The organism is Gordonia tangerina, from assembly GCF_021556435.1.
Classification (GTDB): domain Bacteria; phylum Actinomycetota; class Actinomycetes; order Mycobacteriales; family Mycobacteriaceae; genus Gordonia; species Gordonia tangerina.
Genome location: NZ_JAKGCU010000002.1, coordinates 218,057 through 238,012 on the forward strand (window position 1 = coordinate 218,057; position 19,956 = coordinate 238,012).

A 19,956-nucleotide genomic window follows, 5' to 3' on the forward strand; every position below is an offset into this window, starting at 1 on the left:
ATGAACAGATCACCAGTGACATCACGCAGACGTGTACCGCGCACCTCCACCCTCGGCCTGTTCGCGGTAGTTGCTGCCCTCCTGGCCGCGACACTCGCGGGATGCGGCAGCTCTGAGCCGCGCAATCTCGTCGACTCGATACGCGAGGGCACCGTGGTGCTCGGAACAAAATACGATCAGCCCGGCCTCGGCATCCGAAACCCCGACAAATCCGTGACCGGGTTCGATCCGGCGGTTTCGACCTATGTGGTCAACAGCATCGCCGATTCCCTCGGGGTGGAGCACCCGGAGATCCAGTGGCGGGAGACGCCATCGGCACAGCGCGAGACGCTCATCAAGAACGGCGAGGTCGACATGATCGCGGCCACCTATTCGATCACCTCGTCGCGCGCGAACGAAGTCGATTTCGCCGGTCCGTACCTGATCAATTACCAGGGTCTACTGGTCCGCGATGACGACGATTCGATCACCACGCTGACCGACCTCAACAAGGGCAAGAAGCTGTGCTCGGTCACCGGCTCCACGTCCGCTCAGAACGTGAAGGCGCAGCTTCCATCGGTCCAGCTCCAGGAGTACGACTCCTATTCGAGTTGTGTGGAGGCGCTGCGGCGCGGCAAGGTCGACGCGTTGACCACCGACGAGGTCATTCTCGCCGGGTATGCCAACTTCTTTCCCGACGAATTCAAACTCGTCGACATGAACTATCCGCAGGACGCCTGCGTGAAGGACGCCCTCAAAACAGCGGGTACCCCGTTCTCCACCGAGTACTACGGAATCGGCCTCGCGAAGGACAGCCCGGAGGTCGTCACCGCGGTCAACGAGGCCCTGGACGAGATGATGCAGCCGGGTCCCGACGGCACGTCCCCGTGGGATGCGGCGCTGCGTGACGCCATCGGCGACGAAGAGGTCGACCGCATGATGGCCCGCGCCGAGGAGCCCGATTCGCAGTACACGTTCACGCCGACACCCGGGGACCTGGATTTCCTGGACTCGGAACCCACACCATGCCCACCGGGCCTGAGCTGACGAGGGAGGTGGAGCACCGACATGAGTGAACTCTGGGCGGATATGGGGCCACAACTGTGGCCGGCTTTCTGGGTGACGCTGAAACTCACGTTCTTCTCGGCGATCGGGGCGCTGATCTGGGGCACCCTGCTGGCTGCGATGCGGGTGTCGCCGGTTCCGGTGATGCGCGGGTTCGCCGACGTGTACGTCAACGTGGTGCGCAACACCCCGTTGACACTGATCGTGCTGTTCTGCTCGATCGGCCTCTATCAGAACCTCGGTCTCGCGCTGGCACCCGACAACGAGAACTTCATCGAGAACAACAACTTCTGGCTCGCGGTGTTGGCGTTCATCCTCTACACGGCGACCTTCGTGTGCGAGACCCTCCGGTCGGGCTTCAACACGGTGCCCCTCGGGCAGGCCGAGGCGGCACGTTCCCTGGGTCTCACCTTTCCTCAGGTCTTCGGGATCATCGTGCTGCCGCAGGCGATTCGGTCCGTCATCGGCCCGTTGGGCAGCGTTCTCATCGCGCTCACCAAAAACACCACGGTGGCCTCGGTGATCGGTGTCGCCGAGGCATCGCTGCTGATGAAGGAAGAGATCGAGACGTTTTCTGACCAGATCATCGCGGTGTTCGCGATCATCGCCATCGGTTTCATGATCATCACGCTGACGGAGGGATTCGTGTTCGGTTACCTCGCCAAGCGTCTGGCGGTGAAGCGATGAGCGCCAACGCCACCGTCCTCTACGACGCACCGGGCCCGAAGGCACGACGCCGCAACGCCATCATCGCCGTGGTGTTCATCGCCATCTTGATGGCGGTCGCGGCCTACGTGATCTATGTTCTGGCCGGCAACGATCAGCTCACCGCGGACAAATGGAACCCGTTCATCAAGTCGACGACGTGGACCACGTACATCCTGCCGGGGTTGTGGGGCACTCTGAAAGCTGCCGCGCTGTCGATCGTGTTCGCGCTGATCTTCGGTGCGGTGCTCGGCATCGGGCGACTCTCCGACCACACCTGGGTACGCGCCGTCTCCGGACTGATCGTCGAAGTGTTCCGTGCGATCCCGGTGCTGATCCTGATGATCTTCGCGTACTACCTGTTCGCCGACTACGCGATCTTCCCGTCGTCACAACTGGCCTTCGCGGCGGTGGTCACCGGGCTGACGCTGTACAACGGCTCGGTGATCGCCGAGATCATTCGTTCGGGTATCAATTCGTTGCCGAAGGGTCAGACCGAGGCATCGCAGGCCCTGGGCTTGCGCAAGAGTCAGATGATGCGGGTGATTCTGCTGCCGCAGGCGGTGACCGCGATGCTGCCCGCCCTCATCTCGCAGATGGTGATCGCACTCAAGGACAGTGCGCTCGGTTATGCCATCGGCTATGTCGAGGTGGTCCGCTCGGGCATCCAATCCGCGTCGTACTACGGCAACTACCTCCCGGCGCTCGTCGTGGTGGCCATTGTGATGATCCTCATCAACTTCGGATTGTCGTCGTTCGCCACCTACCTCGAGGCGCGACTGCGTGGTGGGCGACGAAAGACCGCCGTGGCCGACCACGAGGAGGCCGACCAGGCCGCCGCCGAGAACATGCCAACCTTCGGCAAGAAGTAACGCAACCGGATTCGGTGTCGAGCCGATCGATCAGTCCGTCGAGGTGGTCACTGCATCCAGCGATTCGGTGACCACCTCGATGGCCAGGGACTGGGCATACCCACGGCGCATCAGCATGCCGACGAGCCGACGGAACACGGCGTCACGCGATGCCGGGTCTTCCTGAAGTCGATCGACCTGACTCGGCGTGAGCTTCTTGGCGATCAGGTCGGTGGCCGCCACACGCTCGTCCTCGGGGTCGAGGTCGGCCAGGGCGGACTCCACGATGCCGGCGTCGATTCCCTTTGCCCGCAGTTCCTGTCGTAGCGCGACACGTCCGCGTGCCGAATGGGCATGCCGCGAACGCACCCACTCGGCGGCGAAATCCTCGTCGTCGATGAGATGATGTTTGTCGAGCCGGGCCATCACCTCGTCGACGGTGTCGCTGTCGAAGCCTTTACGCGCGAGCCGGTCGATCATCTCGTGGCGGGAACGAGCTCGGACCCCGAGAAGACGGAGTGCCGCATCCCAGGCGCTGGGTCCGGTTCGTTCCTCGGGGTCCGAAGTGGTGCTCATCGGTGGTATCCGAACGTCGGTGATATCAGAACTCCACCGGCGCCGGAGCGACGTCGTCGGCATCGACCACCGCGCCGATACCCAGCTTCTCCTTGATCTTCTTCTCGATCTCGTCGCGGATGTCGTCGTTCTCGATCAAGAACTTGCGCGCGTTCTCCTTGCCCTGACCGAGCTGATCGCCCTCGTAGGTGAACCACGATCCGGACTTGCGGATGAATCCCTCGGCCACACCCATGTCGATCAGCGAGCCCTCCTTGCTGATGCCGTGGCCGTAGAGGATGTCGAACTCGGCCTGTTTGAACGGCGGGGCCACCTTGTTCTTGACGATCTTCACCCGCGTGCGGTTGCCCACCGCGTCGGTGCCGTCCTTGAGCGTCTCGATACGCCGAACATCCAGGCGGACAGAGGAGTAGAACTTCAGCGCCTTACCGCCGGTGGTGGTCTCCGGCGAGCCGAACATCACACCGATCTTCTCGCGCAACTGGTTGATGAAGATGGCCGTGGTCTTGGAGTTGCTCAGCGCAGAGGTCATCTTGCGCAACGCCTGGCTCATCAATCGCGCCTGCAGACCCACGTGACTGTCACCCATCTCGCCCTCGATCTCCGCACGCGGCACCAGCGCGGCCACGGAGTCGATGACCAGGATGTCCAGCGCACCGGAGCGGATCAGCATGTCGGCGATCTCGAGAGCCTGCTCACCGGTGTCGGGCTGCGACACCAGCAGCGCGTCGGTGTCCACCCCGAGCTTGGCGGCGTAGTCGGGATCGAGCGCGTGCTCGGCGTCGATGAACGCCGCGATCCCGCCCTGCGCCTGGGCATTGGCGACCGCATGCAGCGCCACGGTCGTCTTGCCCGACGACTCCGGGCCGTAGACCTCGATGATCCGGCCACGCGGCAGACCGCCGATGCCGAGCGCCACGTCGAGCGAGATGGAGCCGGTGGGGATCACCTCGATCGGCTGGCGGGTCTCCTCGCCGAGTCGCATGACCGACCCCTTGCCGAAGCTCTTGTCGATCTGGGCGAGGGCCAGATCGAGTGCCTTCTCCCGATCCTGCGGTGCTGGTGCCATGAGATTCTCCTCCGAACTCTGACCGGTGGCCGGTCGTGGATGTGGTGGTCTGCTGAAGTTGCTGACGTGATGTGCACGCTAGCCACGGGGTCTGACAAGTTTGCTGAACAGGCCGGGGACGGCTGCTCTCGGTTCGTGGGTTGCTCGTGTCCCGTGGTTATGACGCACCGGAGGCGAGCGCGGTTCCTTCTGGATTCAGAATGGACGAACATGTGTTCGATGGCAAGCGTGACACGCCTGCGATCACCAGCGGTGGCGCGGGACGTCGAAATCCCGGCAGATGGCCACCCATACGTCGCGCGGGTCGATCCCGTCGTCGATGGCCTGCGCCCCGGTTCGACCGCCGAAATCGATCAGCACGTGGTCGAGAAGGATCGAATCGGCCGACTGTGCGCCGAATTCCTCGGTCATCAGCTCGGTGAACTCGGTGAGACGCATCGCCGTCAGCCTACGCGAAGCCGATCACCCGTCCGATCGGGCAGCCATCCGACCCAGCAGCCACTGCACGATGCGGACCGGATCGACGACCTCCCGCGCCGAACCCGACGCCTGTGCGGCCGCGGCGGCGAATCCCGGATCGGACAGTACCTGCCGCACCGCGGCCGCCATCGACCCGACATCCAACGGCCGAACCAGCACACCACTGCCCTGCCGCCGGACACGATTGGCCAGTTCCCACTGATCCCCACCACCGGGCACCGTCACCACCGGCACGGCGGCCTTCAATGCCTTGGCCAACATCCCGTGTCCGCCACCGCAGATCGCCAAGGTCGCGTCGGTGAGCACCTCGTCCTGGCGGGCGGTGCCCACCGTCACCTGCGCCGTCGATTCGACCCCGTCGGGGATCTGCAGCGCAGAGACCACCACCCGCACCGAAAGATCGGCGAGTTCGCCGATCAGCGCCGCCAGAGACGTCGACACCATGTCCGCCGCACCGGTGACGGCGGTGGACGGCGCCACGAGCACCACGGGTCCGTCGCCCACGGGTCGATCGAAGACCACGTCGGTGGGTTCCCACAGCAATGGGCCGATCAGATGTGTGTCGGCGGGCCAATCCGGTCGCCACACCTCCAGGGCAGGAAGAGTGGCCACCAGACGTGCGATCGGTTCCCCGCTGGGGCCGGACAGTCCGATCGTCGCCCGCGACCGGGCTCGTTGCCGTTCACCCGACCGCACCGAACGCGCCGTGGCCGCACGCATGGCCGTGTCGCGCAGGCGACCCACCCGGCCCACGCCCGGTTCGAGACCGGCCCCGATCGGCGGGCGACCGGCCGACGCCCGGTACAGCGGGTGCGGCGACAACTCGATCCACGGAACACCCGCCAATTCGGCCGCCCACGCTCCGCCAACGGTGATCACATCGGAGATGACCAGGTCGACGCATGTGGTGGTGAGAATCGGCGCCAAGGCCGACGCTATCCGCGCTGCACGGTGGCTCAATTTGGCGCCGGCATCGGTGTCGTCGTCGGTGGGGAGTGCGGCCAGCCCGGGTAGTACCTCGACACGGACGTCCCGGGTCCCGGCGTCTGCGCACCACCGCGCACCGGTGTACACGACAGCCTCGATCCCCGCGGCGGTCAGCCGCTCGGCGAGTGCGAACGCCGGAAACGCATGCCCGGCATCAGGTCCCGCGACGATGGCGACTCGTGCCACAACCCTCCTCGGCGGGAACTCGGATTCGAACACCGACCGCACACGACGACGGCCCCCCACGTCGGTAGGAGGCCGTCGGTGCGGTCATGCTCAGATGTCCGTCTGTCAGTTGCCCGTTTGAGGGGGCTGTTCGGTGCCCGGCTGCGCGGTCGGCTGCGCCGGCGCGGCGGTTTCGGCCGATCCCGAGGACGGCAGCGCGCCGCCGGACATGCTGGCGCGGATCTGCTCGAGACGCGCATGGCCGGCCATCTGGACCCCGGCTTGTTCGACCTCGTGCATCCGCCCCTGCACCGAGTTGCGGGCGAGATCGGCCTGGCCGAGTGCGTTGGCGTAGCGGCGTTCGATCTTGTCGCGGACCTGATCGAGGTTGGGTGTGTTACCCGGCACCGACAGTTCGCTCATCTGGTTGAGCGACGCACTGACCTGCTCCTGCATCTTCGCCTGTTCGAGCTGGCTGAGCAGCTTGGACCGCTCCGCCAGCTTCTGCTGCAGCATCATCGCATTGCGCTCGACGGCCTGTTTGGCCTGTTCAGCTGCCTGCAACGACTGATCGTGGAGCACCTTGAGATCCTCTACGCTCTGCTCCGCGGTGACGAGCTGCGCGGCGAAGGCCTCTGCGGCGTTGGTGTACTCCTGAGTCTTCTGCGTGTCACCGGCCGAGCTGGCCTGATCGGCCAGGGTCAGCGCCTGGCGCGTGTTGGCCTGCAGCTTCTCGATCTCCTCGAGCTGCCGGTTGAGTTTCATCTCCAGTTGTCGCTGGTTGCCGATCACGGAGGCGGCCTGTTGCGACAGCGCCTGATGCTGTCGTTGCGCATCCTCGATGGCCTGCTGGATCTGGACCTTCGGATCCGCGTTCTCGTCGATCTTCGCGTTGCCGAGTGCCATCAGATAGCGCCACAACTTCACGAACGGGTTCGCCATACTTGCGTCAACTCCATAGTCCGGTATTCGCCTGCGGTGTGTAACCAATCTAGCCGTTGTGGCCGACGCGGGGCGACGGGTCGGGTCGGTTCGACAACCGACCTCACGCCGCTGCCAGTGCCGCCTCGGTACGACCACCGGGGCCGGGGATGACGACCTTCGCATCGAGCACACCCATCTCGCCCGCAGCCACCGGGTCCGTGGAACCGACGAGGTGTTCGTCGCCGGCGGGCAGCATCGCGTGCCCCACGTCGAGCAGGAGTTCGGCGATCTCGACGTCGAGCGCATCACAGATGGAGGCCAGCAGTTCGCTCGACGCCTCCTTCTGACCTCGCTCGACCTCCGAGAGATACCCGAGGCTGACCCGGGCATCGGTGGACACCTCACGCAGGGTCCGGCCCTGCGCGGTGCGCACCCGGCGCAGGCTGTCTCCCAGCGCCTCACGCAGTAGCACTGCCATCGAGGTCCTCCTCACTGCTTACCGTCCGCGACTGCTCACCGGCCGTACTGCACATCGTGACGACTCTGCACATCATGACATCGGGTGGTTCGTGACGTCCGACGTGTCCATGACGTCGGATCGGTTCGACGCCCCGGGGTACACCACATCAACGCGTCGACCCCGCGGCGAGTTCCGCCGACCTCTCCGCCGTCCGTGCCACGACAGTAGTCGAAGTTCACCGCCGCTGCCGCACTGCGCACCGCGAGCCGATTGCGCCAGGGGCGAACACGCCGGGCGTGTCAGTCGGGCGTCCTCGCGCGCCCCTCATCGGTCCGACCGGCGAGCGAGCGTCGGCGCAGGACGAGCGCCTGCCACACGTAGTCACCGCCGGTGAAGACGGTGGCGATCACGGCGGTCCCCATGGTCACCGCGGCCGCCACATGCCACAGTCCGGCCAACGGCAACAGATACAGCCCGATGGCCACCGCCTGCAGCAACGTCTTGAGCTTCCCACCGCGACTGGCCGGGATGACGCCGTGGCGTAGAACCCAGAACCGCAGGGCGGTGACCCCGAGTTCACGGATGAGGATCACGATGGTGACCCACCACGACAGATCTCCGAGGATCGACAAGCCCACCAGTGCCGAACCGATGAGCGCCTTGTCCGCGATCGGGTCGGCCATCTTGCCGAAGTCGGTGACGAGACCGCGCTCGCGGGCCAGGCGGCCGTCATAACGATCGGTGATCGCGGCGATGCCGAAAATCACTGCGGCCGCGATGCGCCAACCGGTGTCGTGACCGCCGCCGAGAAACAACGCCACAATGAAGACCGGGACGAGAACGATCCGGAAGACGGTGAGCGCGTTGGCGATGTTGACGACCGGAACCGGGTCGACCGGGTCGGTGATGTGATCGGGACCGCGCCCGGCATTCGCGAGACCGCTCTCCTCGACTGCACGACGCACACGATCGGTCATGATGCCCGGATCCGTTGTGGTTGCGTCGGTTGTGGCCGCACGCTGACCCGACGATACTGCTCCCACACGATGCCAGCCTATCTGGCCGATGTCGCCGGTCCGTGCGCCCGGGTCACGTTCGCGACTACTCTGTGATGCCATGCCTCCTGTCGCCCCCGAGCCGGCGTCGTCGCCCGCGGACCCCACATCGTCGGAATCGAGTGCGGCGGGCCCGGACTCGGCCCGCGCGGTGGCCATCCGCCGGGCCCGTACCTCCGATGTCCCGCGGATCAAGGAACTCATCGATCAGTACGCCGGGCGGATCCTGCTCGAGAAGAACCTCGTCACGCTCTACGAGTCGGTCCAGGAGTTCTGGGTCGCCGACATCGACGGTGTGGTGGTCGGGTGCGGTGCACTGCATGTCCTGTGGGCCGACCTCGGCGAGGTGCGCACGGTCGCCGTCGACACCGGGTATGCCGGCCGCGGCATCGGCCACCGACTGGTCGCCCGGCTGATGGATGTCGCACGTGAACTGCAACTGTCGCGCGTGTTCGTGCTCACCTTCGAGACGTCCTTCTTCGCGCGGCACGGCTTCGCCGAGATCGACGGGACGCCGGTGACCCGGGAGGTGTTCGAGGAGATGTGCCGCTCCTACGACACCGGCGTCGCCGAGTTCCTGGACCTGAGCTATGTCAAGCCCAACACCCTGGGTAACACTCGCATGCTGGCCGCGCTCGACTGATCCGACCGCACCGATCCGACCGCACTGAACCAACAGGAGTCGACGATGACCATCTTCGCCGTGCACTACACCTACGAACCCGCCAAGGCTGCCGTCCGCGACGAACACCGGCCGCTGCACCGCGAATGGCTCGGTGAGGAGTTCCGCGCGGGCAACGTACTGGCCTGCGGCCCCTACCCGGACGGCTCCGGCGCGCTGATCCTCATCCAGGCCGCGTCGCTCGACGCCGCCGAGGCGTTCCTGGCCAACGACCCGTTCAACGCGCACCGGGCCGTCGACGGGATCCGAGTGGTGGAGTGGACCGAGGTGTTCGGTCCGTTCGGTTCCTGATACGTCAACGGCACCGGCGCCGCGTTGGGTCAGGTCTCCGAGGACTCCGACTGTTTCGGCTTCTTCGAACTCATCAGGCTTGCGACGGTGGTGATGACCAGCGTCAGCACGATGACCCCCAGCGACACCGGGGTGGTGATCTCGGGCACCGACACGTGCTCACCGCCGTTGATGAACGGCAGGGTGTTCTCGTGCAGGGCGTGCAGCACCAGCTTGACGCCGATGAACGCCAGGATGAACGAGAGTCCGTAGGACAGGTACACCAGCCGGTCGAGGAGCCCCCCGAGCAGGAAGTACAGCTGTCGCAGCCCCATCAGCGCGAATGCGTTTGCGGTGAACACCAGGTAGGGCTCCTGGGTTAGCCCATAGATAGCCGGGATGGAATCCAGGGCGAACAGGATGTCGGTGAAGCCTATGACGATGAGCACCATCAGCATCGGGGTGGCCATCCGCTTGCCGTTGACACGGGTGAACAACTTGTCGCGGTCGTAGTCGTCGGTGGTGCGCAGACGGCGCTTGACGAAGCGTTCCAGCCGGGTTTCGCGCTGCTCCTCGTGGTCGACCGGGTCGTCGCTTTCCCGGACGAGTTTGATCGCGGTGTAGATCAGGAACGCACCGAACAGGTAGAAGACCCATGCGTAGGCGTTGATGGCAGCAGCACCGACCGCGATGAACAGGCCGCGCAGGATGAGTGCCATCACGATGCCGAGCAGCAGCACCTTCTGCTGATACTCCTTGGGCACCGCGAACTTCGACATGATGATGACGAACACGAACAGGTTGTCGACCGACAACGCCTTCTCGGTCACATACCCGGCGAAATATTCGCCACCGTAGGTGCTTCCCCACTGCCACCACACGAAGAGACCGAACAGGATGGCGATGCCGATGTACACGGCCGACCACGAGCCCGATTCCTTCAGCGATGGGGCGTGTGGCACGCGGACGTGGGCGAAGAAGTCGAAGACGAAGAGTCCGGCGATCACCACACAGGTGACAATCCAGACGGTTGACGAAACATCCATGCGAGCGATCTCCTCCAGCGCGCAGCACAACGGTTGCGATGCCAGAGGTCTCTCCCGCCGGTACACCGGACGCCCACCACGTACGTGTGCGCTCCGCGAGCCGACCGACGAACCCGGGACGGTCCTGACGACGATGATCCGCATCGTCGGCGGGACGCGGCCGTATTGACGGGAACGCCGCGAGGTCGGGGATACTCCCCTCTTCGATCGTCGCCCAGCCTAGTACACCCACGCGTACGGTTGCATCCATGTCGCCTGCATCCGGGTCGGCCGGGACGCGTCCGGCGTCGGTGGCCGACATCCACACGACTGCCCGGGGCATGCCACATGTGACCGATGCCGGCACCCATGCCGACCGGCCCGTCTACCAGGTCGGCGGCAAGTCGTTCGTGTTCTTCCGCACTCCCCGCCCTGATGCGGTCGACCCGGTGACGGGCGAACGCTACGACGACGTGGTGGTCATCTGGGTCGCCTCGGAGGCCGACAAACTCGCGTTGGTGCAGCAGGATCGGTCACCGTTCTTCACCACGAACCATTTCAACGGACATCTGTCGGTGTTGTTGCGCACGTCAAGAGTTTCCGAGGTCACTCGGGACGAACTCACCGAGATCATCCAGGACGCCTGGCTGAGCCGGGCATCGGCGCGCCGGGCCGCCACGTGGCTGGCCGAGCACGGTCTCGACTGACCGACGCCGAGCCCTCAGGCCTGTTCGCTGGAGTCCGCGCCGCCGGTGATCGAGGTGATCACCCCGGCCAAGTCCTCCGGCTTGACCAAGACCTCCCGTGCCTTCGAGCCCTCGCTGGGGCCGACAACGCCGCGGGTCTCCATCAGGTCCATCAACCGGCCCGCCTTGGCGAATCCGACGCGCAGTTTGCGTTGGAGCATCGAGGTGGAGCCGAACTGGCTCGACACCACCAGCTCGATCGCCTGTAGCAGATCATCGAGGTCGTTGCCGATGTCGCCGTCGATTTCCTTCTTGTCGCCGGCCTTCGCGGTGGTGACACCCTCGGTGTAGTCAGGGTCGCTCTGTTCGCGAGTGAAGTCGACGACCGCCTGAATCTCTTCGTCGGTGATGAACGCGCCCTGCATGCGGATCGGCTTGTTCGCCCCCATGGGCAGGAACAGCCCGTCACCCATGCCGATGAGTTTCTCCGCGCCCGGCTGATCGAGGATGACGCGTGAGTCGGTGAGCGACGAGGTGGCGAAGGCCAGCCGCGACGGCACGTTGGTCTTGATCAGTCCCGTCACCACGTCGACCGAAGGACGCTGGGTGGCCAGCACGAGGTGGATACCCGCGGCGCGCGCCTTCTGGGTGATGCGCACGATCGCATCCTCCACATCGCGGGGCGCGGTCATCATCAGGTCGGCGAGCTCGTCGACGATGGCCATGATGTACGGGTAGGGCTTGTAGACGCGTTCACTGCCCAGCGGAGTGGTGATCTCGCCCGAGCGCACCTTGGCGTTGAAGTCGTCGATGTGGCGCACCCGCGACGCCTTCATGTCCTGATAGCGCTGCTCCATCTCCTCCACCAGCCAGGCCAGCGCGGCGGCAGCCTTCTTCGGCTGGGTGATGATCGGCGTGATCAGGTGCGGAATCCCCTCGTACGGAGTCAATTCCACCATCTTCGGGTCGATCAGGATCATCCGCACGTCCTCGGGGGTGGCGCGGGTGAGCAACGAGACGAGCATCGAGTTGACGAAACTGGACTTACCCGAGCCGGTGGAACCGGCGACCAGCAGGTGCGGCATCTTCGCCAGGTTCGCGCTCACGAACTCACCTTCGATGTCCTTGCCGAGACCGATCACCAGCGGATGGGTGTCCTTGCGGGTCTTGGGCGCCTTGAGCACATCCGCCAGACGCACCATCTCCCGGTCGGTGTTGGGCACCTCGATACCGACCGCAGACTTGCCGGGAATCGGAGCCAGCAGACGCACGTTGTCGGTGGCTACGGCGTAGGCGATGTTGCGCTGCAGGGCGGTGATCTTCTCCACCTTGACGCCCGGCCCGAGCTCGACCTCGTAGCGGGTGACGGTGGGACCGCGGGTGTAGCCGGTGACCGCCGCGTCGATCTTGAACTGTTCGAGCACCCCACCGATCCGGTCGATCATGTCGTCGTTCGACCGGCCACCCTGTTTCGGGGGGTCACCATCGATGAGCAGCGACGACGGGGGCAGGTGGTATTCACCGTCGACGACCCGTTCGACCAGACCGCCGCCCGGCAGTTCGTCGGCTTCCGGCTCGGCCGGTACCGGAGCACTCGGGGTCGGCGCCAGCGTGCTCCGCTCGGCCTTCGCACGAGATCGTCCGCTCGTCGACACCGACGGTTCGGGACGACCGATCTGTTCGGTGACCTCGTCGTCGAGGGGAACGGTCGTCGCGGCGGCGAAGTCGGCGGCGTCGATTTCGGGATCAGCCGGTCGACGCCGTCGGCGACTGCGCGATGCCGGTTCGGCGTCGGGCGGATAGTTGTCATAGGGATCGGCGGAGTATCTTCCCCGGCCGTCGAGGACCTCGGTCGCCTCCGGGTCCCGGTTGTCCACCGGATCGGCGAACTCTGCGGCAGTGTCGACCTCGTCGTCCAGGTCATCCCACGGCGCGACATCATCCTCTAGCGCAAGGTCGCCGCCCAGACCCAGATATCCGACGACCCCGTCGGCGACCTCACGCACGGTCTTACCACTCAGGATCAGGCACCCGAACGCCACACACAGCACCAGAATCGGCACCGAGATCCACGCGGTGACGCCGTTGGTCAGCGGCGTGCCGACCGCGAAGCCCAAGAACCCACCGGCCGCCGAGCGACCCGGGAGGTCCTCGGGAGCACCTGCGACGAGGTGGATGAGTCCGAGGACGGGGAGCACGATCAGCAACCCCGCACCCAGGTAGCGCGCTCGCTCCGATGGGTTCGGCGGACGCCGCATCAGCATGATCGACACGGCGACCAGCGCCAGCGGCACCACGACCGACACCCCGCCGACGACGGCCCGGATCAACGCTTCGATGAACGCCCCGACCGGACCGGCCGCACCGAACCAGACGCTGGCGCCGACGAGCAACCCGGCGGCGAGCACCGCGAGTGCGGCGCCGTCGCGTCGGTGGGTGTGTCCGCTGAGATCACGCGCCGCGCCGGCCACCGGCCGTCGATGGGCCTGCGAGCGGCGACCGGATGTCTCGTCGACGATGGGCCCGTCGAGATCGAACCCGTCGTCGACGACGTCGTCGCCGGCATCGGAGACATCGTCATCGAGGAATCCATCGTCGGTCAGGTCGTCTTGCTCGTCACGACGTCCCGACTGCGTTCCCCCGCCGGCGCGGGCGATACTCCCCACCCCGCGCGCCATCAAAGACCACCCCGCCCCGAGACCTCGTCCCACCGCCGACGCACCGCTGGCCGCCACCGACCTCCGATGGATGTCGGCCGACGCGTCGGCCTGCCGCGACGCACCCGCGCGCTTCGATGTCCCAGTGGTGCGGGCATCAGACGGGCGCCGCGAGCTGCCGGAACGGACGGTGCCGGCGGTGGCGCGCGCCGGCGCGCGCCGTCCGCTGGTGCTACGCGCCGTGCGAGCGCCCGTCTTCGCACTTCCTGCGGTCGCCCGGGTCCTGCTCGTGGTCGACCTCGCGGTGGTCGCACCCGTCTTCGCTGCGCCCTTCTTCTGGGCACCGGCGGTTGCTTTCGAAGCCATGCGGACAGACTAGTCGCCAGACGCCTCGCCAGTCACATGGGCAACACTGGCAACGCGCTCGCGTGTCGGATTCGTAACCGATCGGTGTCGGCGGCCGGGTTCACAGCCCCCGTTTGGCCGCCTGCACCGCCGAAACCGCCTGCTCATCACCATCGAAGACCACGTTCACCGGTGCTCGACCGAAGGCGAAGAGCAGCAGTTCACCTGGGTTGCCCACGACGACGGCCTCGGGCCCGGTGCCTACGGTCACCACATCGCGGCTGTCGCGTGTTCGGAGGGTGACGCGAGCCGGGCAGCTCTTGAGGGTCATCCTGCTCATCGACTTGGCCGGTGCGATCAACGCCTCCTGCAACTCTGCGGAGATCTCGCGCGGTGTCCAGGTCTGATCGGGTCGGGCGGCACCGCGCAGGACGTCCTCGTGGTGGACGAACATCTCGGCCAGGTTGGCCCATCGGTCGACCACCTTGAGCGGCGAATAGAGCGGAGGTCCGGCGGCCAACTGGGCCAGCATGTCGTCCCACGAGCCTGCCGCTGCGGCGGCACGCACCTTCTCGGTGTGGCCCGCGAAGGCCGGGATCATGATGCCCGGTGCGGTGTCCGGGCGGCGCTCCCGGACGACCAGGTGGGCCAGCAGGTCCTTGGCCGTCCATCCGGCGCAGAGCGTGGGCGCATCGGGCCCGACCGACCGCATCGTATCGACCAGGGCAGCTCGTTCTTCTTGTGCGAAGGTCACCGGTTCACCCTAACGAACGCTCGGCGCCCGCACCCGAGCTCAGGAACCGACGGCGAGTACGGTCGGCACGATCATCGGTCGCCGGCGGTAGGTTTCGGCGACCCAGCGACCCACGGTGCGTCGAATGGTCTGGGCGATTCGATGGGCGTCGGTGATGCCTTCCGCGGCGAGCGCGTCGAGTGCCTGGTCGACGAGATCCGCGGCCGCCTTCAGGGCGTCCGGGTCGTCGGAGAAGCCACGCCCGGACACCTCCGGGGCGGACACCGCCCGGCCGGTGGTGGCATCGATCGCGATCGTGATCGAGATGAATCCGCCCTCACCCAGCACCAGACGTTCCGACAGCGTCGACTCGCCGACGTCGCCGACCGACAGGCCGTCGACATACACGTGCCCGACCGGCACGCGACCGGTGATCGCTGCGCGCCCGTCCACGAGGTCGACCACCACGCCGTCCTCGGCGAGCACCACCCGGTCCTCGGCCACACCGGTGGCGACCGCAAGCGCCGAATTGGCGCGCAGGTGCCGCCATTCACCGTGCACCGGCATGACATTCGACGGCCGGACTGCGTTGTACAGGTACAGCAACTCGCCCGCCGACGCGTGCCCGGACACATGGACCTTCGCGCTCTGCTGGGTGATCACGGTGGCGCCACGCTTGGCGAGCCCGTTGACCACGGCGAACACCGAGTTCTCGTTGCCCGGGATCAGCGACGACGCCAACACCACCAGATCGTCGGCCCGGATGTTGATCTGACGATGTTCGCCACGGGCCATCCGCGACAGCGCCGACAACGGTTCACCCTGCGAACCCGTCGAGATCAGCACCAGCCGGTGATCCGGCAGCGTGGCAGCGGTGTCGAGATCCACCAGGACGCCGTCGGGCACCGACAGGTAGCCGAGATCCTGGGCGATCTGCATGTTGCGCACCATCGATCGCCCGACGAAGCAGATCCGACGGTTGTGGGCGTGCGCGACGTCGACGATCTGCTGGATGCGGTGGACATGGCTGGCGAAGGACGCGACGATCACGCGCTGTCTGGCCCGACCGATCACCTGATCGAGGACACCGCCGATCTCGCGCTCCGGGGTGACGAATCCCGGCACCTCGGCGTTGGTCGAGTCCACGAGGAACAGGTCGACGCCTTCATCACCGAGCCTGCTGAAGCCGGCCAGATCGGTGAGGCGACCGTCGAGTGGCAACTGGTCGAGTTTGATGTCGCCGGTGTGGAGCGCAACGCCCGCGCCCGTGCGGATCGCCACGGCTATCGCGTCGGGGATGGAGTGGTTGACCGCGAAGTACTCACACTCGAAGGGACCGTGCGTGGTCCGCTCTCCCTCGGTGACCTGCACGAGCTTCGGCCGCAGGCGATGCTCACGACACTTGGCCGCCACCAGCGCCAGAGTGAACTTGGAACCGATGACGGGAATGTCACTGCGCAGCCGCAGCAGGAACGGCACGGCGCCGATGTGATCCTCGTGGCCATGGGTCAGGATGATCGCGTCGACGTCGTCCATCCGGTCTTCGATGTAGGTGAAGTCCGGCAGGATCAGGTCGACACCGGGTTGTGCGTCCTCGGGGAACAACACACCACAGTCGACGATCAACAGCCGACCGTCGTACTCGAACACCGTCATGTTGCGGCCGATCTCGCCGATCCCGCCCAGCGCGACTATCCGCAATCCGTGGCGGGGCGCCCGCGGCGGTGTGCCGAGACTGTCGACGGCCGGCACCGCAGCCGGCTGTGGTTTCTGCTGGCCGCGAGTTCGGTTGTCGGCGCGGCGATCCCGACGCTCGTGGCGGCCGCCACCACTCCGCGACGCTCCGGTCTGTGGTCGTTGTGTCTGCCCAGCAGCGTGTTTCGGCTCGGTGCCGGTGGTTTCTGGGCTGGTGGCCTCTGGGCTGGGCGTCGGCGGATCGACGGGCGCGGCCGGGGGCCCGGCCTGGCGACGTGCGGATCGTCGACGACGGGTGGGTTCGGTCATCGGTCGAGAACACCTGCCGCCCGCAGGTCCGCGATCAACGCTTCGATCTGTGGGCCACCGGCCGGAACCTGCGGCAGTCGTGGCGCCCCGACATCGAGTCCCAAGAGCTGTAGTGATGCCTTGACCATCGTCACCCCACCGAGCCGGCCCATGGCGTTGACCAGCGGCAGCATCGAGGTGTTGATTTCGCGTGCGGTGCGCACGTCGCCCTTGTCGAAGGCGATCTGCATCTCGCGCAGACGATCAGCCACGAGGTGGCCGATAACACTGACGAAACCGGTGGCCCCGACCGACAACCACGGCAGATTGAGCGCATCCTCTCCCGACAGGTACTCGAGATCTGTGGAGGCGATGATGCCGGCCGCCGAGTGCAGGTCACCCTTCGCGTCCTTGACGGCTTTGATCCGCGGGTGCTCGGCGAGGGCGAGCATCGTCTCGTTGGCTATGGGCACCACCGACCGCGGCGGGATGTCGTAGAGCAACACCGGCAGGTCCGTGGAATCGGCGATGGTCCGGAAGTGCGCCAGCAACCCGGCCTGCGGAGGCTTCGAGTAGTAGGGCGTCACGACGAGCAACCCATGCGCGCCCACCTTCTCCGCCTCGACGGAGAAGCGGACACTCTCGGCGGTGTCGTAGCTTCCGGCTCCCTGGGTGATCCGAGCGCGGTCACCAACCGCATCGAGCACCACACGCAGCAGTTCGAGCTTCTCGGGCACCGTGGTGGTGGGCGACTCACCGGTCGTGCCGGAGACAATCAGTCCGTCACACCCCTTGGAGACCAGGTGATCCGCGAGTTCCGCAGCCTTGTCCAGATCCAGCGCACCGTCGGGGGTGAACGGGGTCACCATCGCCACGGCGATGGTCCCGAACGGGTGGTCCTGCGGCTGGTCTGCGCCTGCGTTCATGGTGCTCAAGGCTACCTTCTCTCCAGGGCGCATTCGCGTGTGGGCGCACTGTGTCGCGACGGGTCGACCCGCGGATGCCAACGGCGAGGTCACGCCCCTCCATCACCCGCGGGTCGGGCGCTGTCACCAGGTGCTCTGGGTCGCGGTTCAGGTCGCCGGGCGGGGCGTCGGGACCGCGTCCGGGATCTCGAGGATTCGGCCACCGTGGGTCAGTACGAACAGGCTGTGCGGCGCGAACCGGGTGCCGTTCTTTCCGACGACGAGTCCGGCCGGCAATAGTTCATCGGCCATCAGCACGCAGGCCGATTCGCCGTCGGCCGAGATCCGCCACACCTGCCCCGCACCCCATGCGGCCACATACAGGTTCCCGGCGCCATCGCGCTTGACGTCGTCGAGGTGTGCCAGTGCCAGACTCGCCGGTGGACGCCAGTAGACCCGCCCGCGACCGGTCGTCGTGTCGATGGCGATGACCTTGGCGTCGAGGGTGAAGGTCTCGGTGACATACAGCGTCTTTCCGTCGGCGCTCACGGTCCCGCCATTGGTACCGCTGCTCTGATAGAAGCCCTTGATGACGTGTCCGTTGGGCAGGATCTTGTCGAGCGATGCCGCGAGGTCGTTCGAGGCGTAGATGCTCCCGTCCGGTCCCCTGGTCAGTCCGTTGCCCTGCGAGACCAGCTGCCGCGCGTAGGCGTGGAAACTCCCGTCGTCTGGGTTCATGCTCAGCAACTGTCCGCTGGGAATGAACTGGCTCAACGGTGCAAGTGTGGTGACGCCGTTGCCGACCACCATCAGGCCGTCGTCGTTGTTCACCACCCCGAGCGGGAACAGCAGAAACGGATTGATCACGTGGGTGCGCCCAGGCGTGTCCATCCGATGCACGTTGGAACCGAGCCAGTTCGAAACGACAGGGCGACCCTCGTCGTCGAAATCACCGCCCTCGAAGGTCGCCAGATCGGTGGTCAGGACCTGTGGTGGTCCCGCGTTCGGGCACGACGGCATCGAGGCGGCCTGATGCGTCGCCGCAGTCGGTGCCGTGGTGGCGTTTGCCGCGACACCTGTCGCGGCGACCGCCGCCACGCATCCGGCTGTGAGCGAAACCGCCAGGCGATGTATCGCCTGGCGGACGCGCCGCGTGCCGGTCGAATGAATTCGTGCGGTCGAATGGATCCCTGACGTGAACACGGCTGAGTTCCTCCCCCTGGGTACTGCCGCATGAGCGATGAATGCGCCGCTCTCCGGCGGCGCCCACCGATTTGATGCCCGGGATCGGTCTCTCACTCGAACTCGACGGCACATCCGGACGACAGTCGAGTGAACGATCCGTCACCGGAATGTGGCCGGCCACACAATGGCCCCGCGATGTGGTAGGCGGTCAACCCTCGAGCACGAACGGAGAGGTGGCGACCTCGGTGCCATCGCGGAGGGTGCTGATCTCGAAGTCACCGAAAACTGTCGGCGCCACCCGCATCAGGTGGCGCAGGCACTCCACGGCGAGCTGCCGGATCTCGACATCGGCGTGCTCGGTGGCGCGCATACCGACGAAATGCCGCCATGCCCGATAATTGCCGGTCACCACGATCTTGGTCTCGGTGGCGTTCGGCAACACCGACCGCGCTGCTTGTCGTGCCTGTTTGCGGCGCAGGATCGCATTGGGCACATCGGCGAATTTGGCTTCCAATGCGTCGAGCAATTCGCTGTAGGCCTTGCGCGAGGCGTCGGTGGCCTCGGTGAAGAGCGCCTCGAGTTCGGTGTCACCACGAATTGCCGGGGGCGCCACCACGTTGGCGTCGTGTTCGGGCACGAACCGCTGCGACAGCTGCGAGTAGGAGAAATGCCGATGGCGGATCAGTTCGTGGGTGCACGAGCGGGAGATCCCGGTGATGTAGAAGGTGACCGACGCGTGTTCGAGCAGCGAAGTGTGGCCGACTTCGAGGATGTGGCGCAGATATCCCGCGTTGGTGGCGGTCCGGGGGTTCGGTTTGTCCCAACTCTGGTAGCACGCGCGGCCGGAGAACTCGACCAGCGCTTCCCCACCCTCGGCGTCGGTGGTCCAGTCGACGTCCGGCGGCGGGGTGAACTCGGTCGCAGCCACCATCTGAACCTTCAGCGGCACCAACTCGGACACGTCTGCTCCTCACCACGTCTGCACGATCCGCACCCTGAGGGGACGGGGCGTCGATTGTCCCCCAGTATCGGGCGTCGGGCAGCGCAGTTCGCCACCGGGTCCGGACGAGATCGTCGCCGGGCGGAGTTCACCACGTCACATTCCACCGAACGGCCAGGTGAACGTTCGGCGACGAGGTGGCAAAACACCCAGCAGGTCAGATGACCCG

The 19,956-nt window shown here is 66.1% G+C and carries 20 protein-coding genes; 6 read left to right on the top strand and 14 right to left on the bottom strand.

Features of this window, described 5'->3' with window-relative positions:
- From L1892_RS04190 to L1892_RS04200, 3 genes are read left to right on the top strand one after another with little or no spacing between them, the layout of a single operon-like run.
- Complete coding sequence (locus L1892_RS04190) at positions 1–1,026, top strand: glutamate ABC transporter substrate-binding protein (RefSeq protein ID WP_235722182.1); 1,026 nt, start codon at positions 1–3, stop codon at positions 1,024–1,026.
- A 21-nt stretch (positions 1,027–1,047) separates the two neighbouring features.
- Positions 1,048–1,731: an amino acid ABC transporter permease gene (locus L1892_RS04195; protein WP_235722183.1), complete on the top strand. Its 684-nt coding sequence runs from the start codon at positions 1,048–1,050 to the stop codon at positions 1,729–1,731.
- Complete coding sequence (locus L1892_RS04200) at positions 1,728–2,621, top strand: amino acid ABC transporter permease (protein ID WP_235722184.1); 894 nt, start codon at positions 1,728–1,730, stop codon at positions 2,619–2,621. The genes L1892_RS04195 and L1892_RS04200 overlap by 4 nt, the downstream gene beginning before the upstream one ends.
- Before the next feature lie 30 nt (positions 2,622–2,651).
- Here L1892_RS04200 and L1892_RS04205 read toward each other — a convergent pair whose 3' ends face one another.
- The 7 genes from L1892_RS04205 to pgsA all read right to left on the bottom strand — a co-directional run bounded on the left by L1892_RS04205 (position 2,652) and on the right by pgsA (position 8,238).
- Positions 2,652–3,176 (bottom strand): regulatory protein RecX, encoded by a 525-nt coding sequence (locus tag L1892_RS04205; protein ID WP_235722185.1) that lies wholly within the window; start codon positions 3,174–3,176, stop codon positions 2,652–2,654.
- A gap of 25 nt (positions 3,177–3,201) precedes the next feature.
- A complete protein-coding gene (recA, locus tag L1892_RS04210) occupies positions 3,202–4,245 on the bottom strand; it encodes a recombinase RecA (protein WP_235722186.1) in 1,044 nt (347 codons plus the stop codon).
- 243 nt (positions 4,246–4,488) lie between these two features.
- The gene (locus L1892_RS04215) at positions 4,489–4,683 is read right to left on the bottom strand and encodes a DUF3046 domain-containing protein (protein ID WP_235722187.1); all 195 of its coding nucleotides are present in this window, start codon (positions 4,681–4,683) and stop codon (positions 4,489–4,491) included.
- 24 nt (positions 4,684–4,707) lie between these two features.
- Entirely contained in the window at positions 4,708–5,898 is a 1,191-nt protein-coding gene (locus L1892_RS04220) for a glycosyltransferase (RefSeq protein WP_235722188.1), read from the bottom strand.
- Between the two features lie 105 nt (positions 5,899–6,003).
- On the bottom strand, positions 6,004–6,819 hold the full coding sequence (locus L1892_RS04225; RefSeq protein ID WP_235722189.1) for a PspA/IM30 family protein: 816 nt from the start codon (positions 6,817–6,819) through the stop codon (positions 6,004–6,006).
- 103 nt (positions 6,820–6,922) lie between these two features.
- On the bottom strand, positions 6,923–7,279 hold the full coding sequence (locus tag L1892_RS04230) for a helix-turn-helix domain-containing protein (protein WP_235722190.1): 357 nt from the start codon (positions 7,277–7,279) through the stop codon (positions 6,923–6,925).
- Between the two features lie 281 nt (positions 7,280–7,560).
- A complete protein-coding gene (pgsA, locus tag L1892_RS04235; protein ID WP_235722191.1) occupies positions 7,561–8,238 on the bottom strand; it encodes a CDP-diacylglycerol--glycerol-3-phosphate 3-phosphatidyltransferase in 678 nt (225 codons plus the stop codon).
- A gap of 139 nt (positions 8,239–8,377) precedes the next feature.
- On the opposite strand from pgsA, the gene L1892_RS04240 reads away from it, so the two are divergent.
- Both L1892_RS04240 and L1892_RS04245 read left to right on the top strand, forming a co-directional pair.
- Complete coding sequence (locus L1892_RS04240) at positions 8,378–8,959, top strand: amino-acid N-acetyltransferase (RefSeq protein WP_235722192.1); 582 nt, start codon at positions 8,378–8,380, stop codon at positions 8,957–8,959.
- 45 nt (positions 8,960–9,004) lie between these two features.
- A complete protein-coding gene (locus tag L1892_RS04245) occupies positions 9,005–9,289 on the top strand; it encodes a YciI family protein (RefSeq protein WP_235722193.1) in 285 nt (94 codons plus the stop codon).
- 29 nt (positions 9,290–9,318) lie between these two features.
- On the opposite strand, the gene L1892_RS04250 is transcribed toward L1892_RS04245, so the two are convergent.
- A complete protein-coding gene (locus L1892_RS04250; RefSeq protein ID WP_235722194.1) occupies positions 9,319–10,314 on the bottom strand; it encodes a TerC family protein in 996 nt (331 codons plus the stop codon).
- A gap of 248 nt (positions 10,315–10,562) precedes the next feature.
- On the opposite strand from L1892_RS04250, the gene L1892_RS04255 reads away from it, so the two are divergent.
- Complete coding sequence (locus L1892_RS04255; protein WP_235722195.1) at positions 10,563–11,000, top strand: MmcQ/YjbR family DNA-binding protein; 438 nt, start codon at positions 10,563–10,565, stop codon at positions 10,998–11,000.
- A gap of 14 nt (positions 11,001–11,014) precedes the next feature.
- Here L1892_RS04255 and L1892_RS04260 read toward each other — a convergent pair whose 3' ends face one another.
- From L1892_RS04260 to thyX, 6 genes are all read right to left on the bottom strand, one after another.
- Positions 11,015–14,002, bottom strand: coding sequence for a DNA translocase FtsK (locus L1892_RS04260; protein ID WP_235722196.1), 2,988 nt, complete (start codon positions 14,000–14,002; stop codon positions 11,015–11,017).
- A 100-nt stretch (positions 14,003–14,102) separates the two neighbouring features.
- The gene (locus L1892_RS04265) at positions 14,103–14,735 is read right to left on the bottom strand and encodes a TIGR03085 family metal-binding protein (protein ID WP_235722197.1); all 633 of its coding nucleotides are present in this window, start codon (positions 14,733–14,735) and stop codon (positions 14,103–14,105) included.
- 39 nt (positions 14,736–14,774) lie between these two features.
- Positions 14,775–16,718, bottom strand: a complete 1,944-nt coding sequence (locus L1892_RS04270) for a ribonuclease J (protein WP_235722198.1) — start codon at positions 16,716–16,718, stop codon at positions 14,775–14,777.
- Entirely contained in the window at positions 16,715–17,623 is a 909-nt protein-coding gene (dapA, locus tag L1892_RS04275; RefSeq protein ID WP_235722199.1) for a 4-hydroxy-tetrahydrodipicolinate synthase, read from the bottom strand. The genes L1892_RS04270 and dapA overlap by 4 nt, the downstream gene beginning before the upstream one ends.
- 147 nt (positions 17,624–17,770) lie before the next feature.
- On the bottom strand, positions 17,771–18,700 hold the full coding sequence (locus L1892_RS04280; RefSeq protein WP_235722200.1) for an SMP-30/gluconolactonase/LRE family protein: 930 nt from the start codon (positions 18,698–18,700) through the stop codon (positions 17,771–17,773).
- A 295-nt stretch (positions 18,701–18,995) separates the two neighbouring features.
- The gene (thyX, locus tag L1892_RS04285; RefSeq protein ID WP_235722201.1) at positions 18,996–19,748 is read right to left on the bottom strand and encodes an FAD-dependent thymidylate synthase; all 753 of its coding nucleotides are present in this window, start codon (positions 19,746–19,748) and stop codon (positions 18,996–18,998) included.
- Between the last annotated feature and the right edge of the window lie 208 nt (positions 19,749–19,956).

Coding starts and splice junctions, on each gene's coding strand:
- L1892_RS04240 (WP_235722192.1), top strand. CDS start 8,378: ATGCCTCCTGTCGCCCCCGAGCCGGCGTCGTCGCCCGCGGACCCCACA.
- L1892_RS04190 (WP_235722182.1), top strand. CDS start 1: ATGAACAGATCACCAGTGACATCACGCAGACGTGTACCGCGCACCTCC.
- L1892_RS04200 (WP_235722184.1), top strand. CDS start 1,728: ATGAGCGCCAACGCCACCGTCCTCTACGACGCACCGGGCCCGAAGGCA.
- pgsA (WP_235722191.1), bottom strand. CDS start 8,238: ATGACCGATCGTGTGCGTCGTGCAGTCGAGGAGAGCGGTCTCGCGAAT.
- L1892_RS04245 (WP_235722193.1), top strand. CDS start 9,005: ATGACCATCTTCGCCGTGCACTACACCTACGAACCCGCCAAGGCTGCC.
- L1892_RS04270 (WP_235722198.1), bottom strand. CDS start 16,718: ATGACCGAACCCACCCGTCGTCGACGATCCGCACGTCGCCAGGCCGGG.
- dapA (WP_235722199.1), bottom strand. CDS start 17,623: ATGAACGCAGGCGCAGACCAGCCGCAGGACCACCCGTTCGGGACCATC.
- L1892_RS04225 (WP_235722189.1), bottom strand. CDS start 6,819: ATGGCGAACCCGTTCGTGAAGTTGTGGCGCTATCTGATGGCACTCGGC.
- L1892_RS04230 (WP_235722190.1), bottom strand. CDS start 7,279: ATGGCAGTGCTACTGCGTGAGGCGCTGGGAGACAGCCTGCGCCGGGTG.
- L1892_RS04260 (WP_235722196.1), bottom strand. CDS start 14,002: ATGGCTTCGAAAGCAACCGCCGGTGCCCAGAAGAAGGGCGCAGCGAAG.
- L1892_RS04205 (WP_235722185.1), bottom strand. CDS start 3,176: ATGAGCACCACTTCGGACCCCGAGGAACGAACCGGACCCAGCGCCTGG.
- recA (WP_235722186.1), bottom strand. CDS start 4,245: ATGGCACCAGCACCGCAGGATCGGGAGAAGGCACTCGATCTGGCCCTC.
- L1892_RS04195 (WP_235722183.1), top strand. CDS start 1,048: ATGAGTGAACTCTGGGCGGATATGGGGCCACAACTGTGGCCGGCTTTC.
- L1892_RS04215 (WP_235722187.1), bottom strand. CDS start 4,683: ATGCGTCTCACCGAGTTCACCGAGCTGATGACCGAGGAATTCGGCGCA.
- L1892_RS04255 (WP_235722195.1), top strand. CDS start 10,563: ATGTCGCCTGCATCCGGGTCGGCCGGGACGCGTCCGGCGTCGGTGGCC.
- L1892_RS04250 (WP_235722194.1), bottom strand. CDS start 10,314: ATGGATGTTTCGTCAACCGTCTGGATTGTCACCTGTGTGGTGATCGCC.